Annotated in this window: 6 protein-coding genes; 5 read left to right on the top strand and 1 reads right to left on the bottom strand. The window is 55.8% G+C overall.

Translation table 11 applies throughout. The features are described from left to right. The coding region (locus PHP98_11675; protein MDD5484287.1) for a sodium:panthothenate symporter at nt 1–1,067 on the bottom strand (1,067 nt) is incomplete at its 3' end. Nucleotides 1,068–1,356: 289 nt separating this feature from the next. Between PHP98_11675 and PHP98_11670 the strand changes: the two genes are divergently transcribed. From PHP98_11670 to PHP98_11650, 5 genes are all read left to right on the top strand, one after another. Then, nucleotides 1,357–1,770, top strand: coding sequence for a cytidine deaminase (locus tag PHP98_11670; protein MDD5484286.1), 414 nt, complete (start codon nt 1,357–1,359; stop codon nt 1,768–1,770). A 5-nt stretch (nt 1,771–1,775) separates the two neighbouring features. Beyond that, the gene (locus PHP98_11665) at nt 1,776–3,158 is read left to right on the top strand and encodes a CCA tRNA nucleotidyltransferase (protein MDD5484285.1); all 1,383 of its coding nucleotides are present in this window, start codon (nt 1,776–1,778) and stop codon (nt 3,156–3,158) included. 4 nt (nt 3,159–3,162) lie between these two features. Continuing rightward, a complete protein-coding gene (locus tag PHP98_11660) occupies nt 3,163–3,456 on the top strand; it encodes a hypothetical protein (GenBank protein MDD5484284.1) in 294 nt (97 codons plus the stop codon). Beyond that, nucleotides 3,453–4,100: a hypothetical protein gene (locus PHP98_11655; GenBank protein MDD5484283.1), complete on the top strand. Its 648-nt coding sequence runs from the start codon at nt 3,453–3,455 to the stop codon at nt 4,098–4,100. Before PHP98_11660 ends, PHP98_11655 begins: the two co-directional genes overlap by 4 nt. Before the next feature lie 2 nt (nt 4,101–4,102). Continuing rightward, on the top strand, nt 4,103–4,856 hold a 754-nt coding region (locus tag PHP98_11650), incomplete at its 3' end, for an SUMF1/EgtB/PvdO family nonheme iron enzyme (GenBank protein ID MDD5484282.1).

Genomic DNA, 4,856 nt, shown 5'->3' with positions numbered 1-4,856 from the left:
GGGAGAATGGTTCCGGTTTCCAGATAAACATCAGCCTCATGACGGAGTTCCGTGAACTTTTCAGCTCCGGCCACGTCGGCCAGCGCCTTGGAAGCCAGCGCCGTGCGCACTTCCGCGGCCGGCTTGGAAAAGTCGGCATGGTTGAGGAAAGTGTAGGCCGTCACGGCCAGCAGAACATACATCATGGTGGAAAAGCCTCCCCGCCATGTGCCGAGAATTCCGGCCATTTTCTGTTCGTGCGGCGTGACGGCTGCCGTATTGTACCCCTGAGTCCCGCACCACGACATGCGGTTCAAGACGAGGGCAAACACGCCGATGAGCACATAAACCAGGTTGAAATCGCGCAATTGCGCAATATCGTATGGGTTGAGCATGCTTTTGCCGGCGGGACGGTCAAGCAAGGCCGGCGCAATCTGGTCAAACCATGAAAACTTGAGGATTATATACGCCACAATAATCAGATACATCGGATAGCTCAGAATGCCCTGCACGCAGTCGGTTACCATGATGGTAATCTGTCCGCCGAGCATGATGATTGCAACGGCTATTCCCAGGAAAAGGGCCATTAACAGGCCGAAAGTCGGGAAAGCCAGGCCGAGAATGTCCACGTTTAACGGCAGGTCGCAGAAATAAATAAGAAACCTGGCGCCCACTGCGGGAAAAAGAGCATAGTTGACTACGCCCGAGATGGATTGCAAGATGGCGGCAAATATCCGGAAGGATTTGTTGTATCTCATCTCAAAAAACTGCCCCATGGTCATGGCGCGGGTTTCGCGGAAACGGTAAATGCAGTATCCGGTCAGGGCCAGGGTCATGCTGACCGGAAGCATAATCTGATTCCAGAACGAGAAGGCGAATCCGGAATTGTAATACATTTCAAATATGGCCACGAGGCTGATCAGCCCCATGCTGGCTTCGCCGCTGGCCACCGCGACTACGTAACGGCCCGCCACCCGGCCCGCGGTCAGAAAGTCGGAAACTCCCTTGACATACCGCTGGCATTTCAAGCCGATGTACAGCACGGCAAAGAGCGGGATGCTAACTATTATCCAGTCTATCCAATGCATGGTGTTATTCCTTTAAGTCCGCCGTTTTTTCTCAGAGGTTTTTCACGTCTTTGCGGCCAATGCCTTGCAGGCGTTGGGGCAAAGTAAATTTTGCATGTAACATGCAAAATTCAGGCATTAAAAGCGCGCACGAATAAATGCTGAAATATAATGTCTCCGGAATGGGATTACAAGGTTTTTTAATTCCAGAAAAATCTTGCAATCCGCGCCCGGGAATATTACAGATTTCCATGACGCCCTTTTTGGAACGTTCGTTTAAAACACAACTGTTATGCTGGCAAAAAAGCGTATGTCCGCGGAAAAGATGCTGAGGAGCCGGCTTGTTGCCAGCGCAGTATCAGCGGCGGGAAACGCTTATGCCCCCTATTCAAAATTATCCGTTGGGGCGGCTTTGCTGGTTGCCGGATGCAACCTCATTGTTACCGGCGCCAATGTTGAAAATGCGTCCTACGGCCTTACGCTTTGCGCCGAAAGGGCGGCGCTGGCGGCGGCGGTTTCCGCCGGCTATCGCCGTTTCGCGGCCATCGCCGTGGCGGCTTCCGGCCGCCGGCCGGCCGTGCCCTGCGGCGCCTGCCTGCAGGCGCTGGCTGAATTCTGCGGGCCGGATTTAATCGTGCTGACGGCCGCCGGGGCAAGCCCGGGCCGGGTCAGAATTTTCAAATTGCGCGATTTGCTGCCGCGCGCCTTTTGTTTCCGGACATGAATAGCATGCAAAATGATTCGCCATTGGCGGAAGGAGCCGGAAAGATCGTTTCGCGCCTGCGCCGGGCCGGATTTCAGGCGCTTTTCGCCGGCGGATGCGTGCGCGACATGCTCCTCGGCCGCGAACCGAAGGATTTTGACGTCGCTACCGACGCTCCGCCGGACCGCGTGCAGGAATTGTTTCCCCGCTCGTTTGCCGTGGGCAAGGCGTTCGGTGTCGTGCGCGTCGGCATAAGGCGGAAAATTTTGCCCGGGAAACCGTCCGCCGCGCCGCAGACTGATTATTACGAAGTGGCCACCTTCCGCGCCGACGGAGTCTACCGGGACGGGCGGCATCCGCAATCGGTTGTGTTCGCCGATGAGCGCGCCGACGCCGCCCGCCGCGATTTCACGATCAACGCCATGTTTTTTGACCCCGTGGAAGGCAAGGTTCGCGATTATGCCGGCGGGAGAGAAGACCTTGAAAAGAAAATCATCCGGGCCGTGGGCGAACCTGATCAGCGATTTCGGGACGACCATTTGCGCCTGCTGCGCGCCGTCCGTTTTGCCGCGACTTTTGATTTTACGATTGAATCGGGAACGGCCCTTTCCATAAAACAAAACGCGCCGTTAATCGGCCGGGTCAGCGCCGAAAGAATCCGGCAGGAATTGACAAGGATACTGCTGGAGGCCCGACGGCCGGGCGACGCGCTGGAGATGATGAATTCTTTGGGGTTATTGCATGAAATTCTGCCGGAACTTGAGGCAATGCGCGGCCAGGAACAGCCGCCCCAGTTTCATCCCGAAGGAGACGTTTGGACGCATACCGTCATGATGTTGAACGCGTCGGCGGCATCCCCGCCGGCCGCGCGCGGCGCGCGGCTGGCTTACGCGGTTTTGCTCCACGACGTCGGCAAGCCGGCCACGGCGCGCCGGGCGTCCGACCGGATTCGTTTTAACCGCCATGCCGAATGCGGGGCCGTCATGGCCGCGGCAATCCTCCAGCGTTTGCGCCTGCCTTCCGCGGATATCAAAGCCGTCAGTTATATCATCGGAAATCACATGCGTTTCATGGAAGTGCGCCGCATGCGGAAATCAACCCTGCGGCGACTGGTAACTGCCGCCACTTTTCCGGACGAGCTTGAATTGCACCGGCTTGACTGCGCCGCCAGCCACGGCGATATGCAGAATTATGTTTTTCTGACGGATTTTATGAAGAAATTCAAGAATCAGCCGGTTTTGCCGCCGCCTTTGATCACCGGCCGCGACATTATTGCCCTGGGCGTTCCTCCCGGTCCGGCCGTGGGGCAATTGAAAAAAAATCTTTACGACGCCCAGTTGGAAGGCAGGTTTGCCGGACGGGCCGCGGCGCTGCGCCAGTTGAAAAAAGAATTGACGGTGCAAAATTAAGGTCATGCATAGGAATTTCAATCTTGCCGCAAAAAAGCGCACAATCAAGGTAGGAGACGAACCCCTGTTCGGCGATGCATCTGGTGTTTGGAATCGCCGCATGGGGATGCGGTTCGTCCGGAATCGCCGCATGGGGATGCGGCTCCTACGTCTATCAAATACAGTTGCCGCTTTTGGCGGACCTAATTCAGTTATGTTTTTTTTATTGATTTTTTTAGAAAATGAATTATCTTTAATAAGCATGCTTAAAACTGACTGGTTTAATCCTGAAAAAAAAGTTGAAAGGCGTATTTTATGAGCGATCATGCGGCTGGCAAAAAAAATTTCAATTTGCTGATTGTTTCCATTCATCATGATCTGACCGAAGATTTTCTCGGCGCGATCGCGGCGGACGGCGGCAATGAGTTGACGATCGGCAGCCGGAGCATCATGCTGGATGTCGTTGCGGGCGACCCGTCCGAAGACTCCTCTTTCCGGGAACGCGTTTCCAGGGCGAACATGATCGTAATGATGGTGCGTTTCCTTGACGTGCTGTCGCTTGACAAAATCAGAAATGTTTATCATTACCTGGCGCAAGCCGGTTCTGTTCCGAAAGCGATTTTTTATCTGCGGGACAAGGGCGAGCTTGATTTTAAGATCAGCTGTCCTTCCTGCGGGCAGAAACTATGGCTGCGCGATACCGATGTGGGAAAACGCGGCCGTTGCCCGAATTGCAGCAAGCCGTTTGTGATTCTTTCCCAGGCCGATCATTTAAAGACCCAGTTGCTCCTGCCGGAGAACGTGCCTTGCTATCGGGTTATTGCCAAGGATACCGATTCGTTCCGCAGTGCCATCGTCAAGCTGCTTGAAGCGCAGGACATCGGCGTAACGCCCGCGGATGCTGGCGTAAGCCTTGAGGCGTTGAAACATGCCACCGTCCGCATTCAAGTGCAGGATGTCTGATCATGGTCTTTACCCGTTTCATTCCGGCGCGCGGAGTTCTGCTGGCGGCGGCTTTTGTTTTTCTCTTCCAGGCCGGATGCGGCCTGTTCGCGCCGCGGGGAAAAACGCTCTCCGTCAAGATCGCTCCCCGGGTAAAGATGCGTTTTGTTTACATTGAACCCCTCAAAATATTTGCCGGCAAATATGAGGTCAGCAACCGCGAATATCGCTGTTTCCGCCCCGCGCATTCCAGCGGCAGTTATGAGGGGATGAGCCTGGATGGCGACCGCCAGCCGGCGGTGAATGTAAGCTGGAAGGACGCGAACGCCTTTTGCGCATGGCTCACGAAAAATTACGGGGCAACCCCGGCCGGCAGTTTTGTTTTTCGCCTGCCGACCGAGAAAGAGTGGGAGACTTATGCCGCCGGCGGTTCCGGCGCTGAATTTCCGTGGGGGGCGTGGCCGCCGCCGAAGCATTTGAATTATTACGGCCGGGAAAACAAGGGCGTTGCCCAGTCGCTGGAAACTTATGATGGTTACCGCGTGTCCTGCCCCGTGCATAAAAGCTGCGCGAACGCTCTTGGCTTATACGGCGTGGCCGGCAACGTGTGGGAATGGTGTCAGGATAAGGACGAGCCGCAGAGCGCCATGCGCGTGCTGAAGGGAGCCTCGTGGGCGGATTGCGCCCCGCTCTTTCTGCGCACCGGCCGGCGCAGCGCGTATGAGCCCGACTATAAATACATCAATCTGGGATTCCGCGTCGTTGCTGAGCCCTCCG

Source organism: Kiritimatiellia bacterium (genome assembly GCA_028715905.1).
GTDB lineage: Bacteria > Verrucomicrobiota > Kiritimatiellia > JAAZAB01 > JAAZAB01 > JAQUQV01.
Note: the sequence above shows the minus strand (reverse complement) of the source record. Positions and strands in the feature narration are given on the sequence as shown.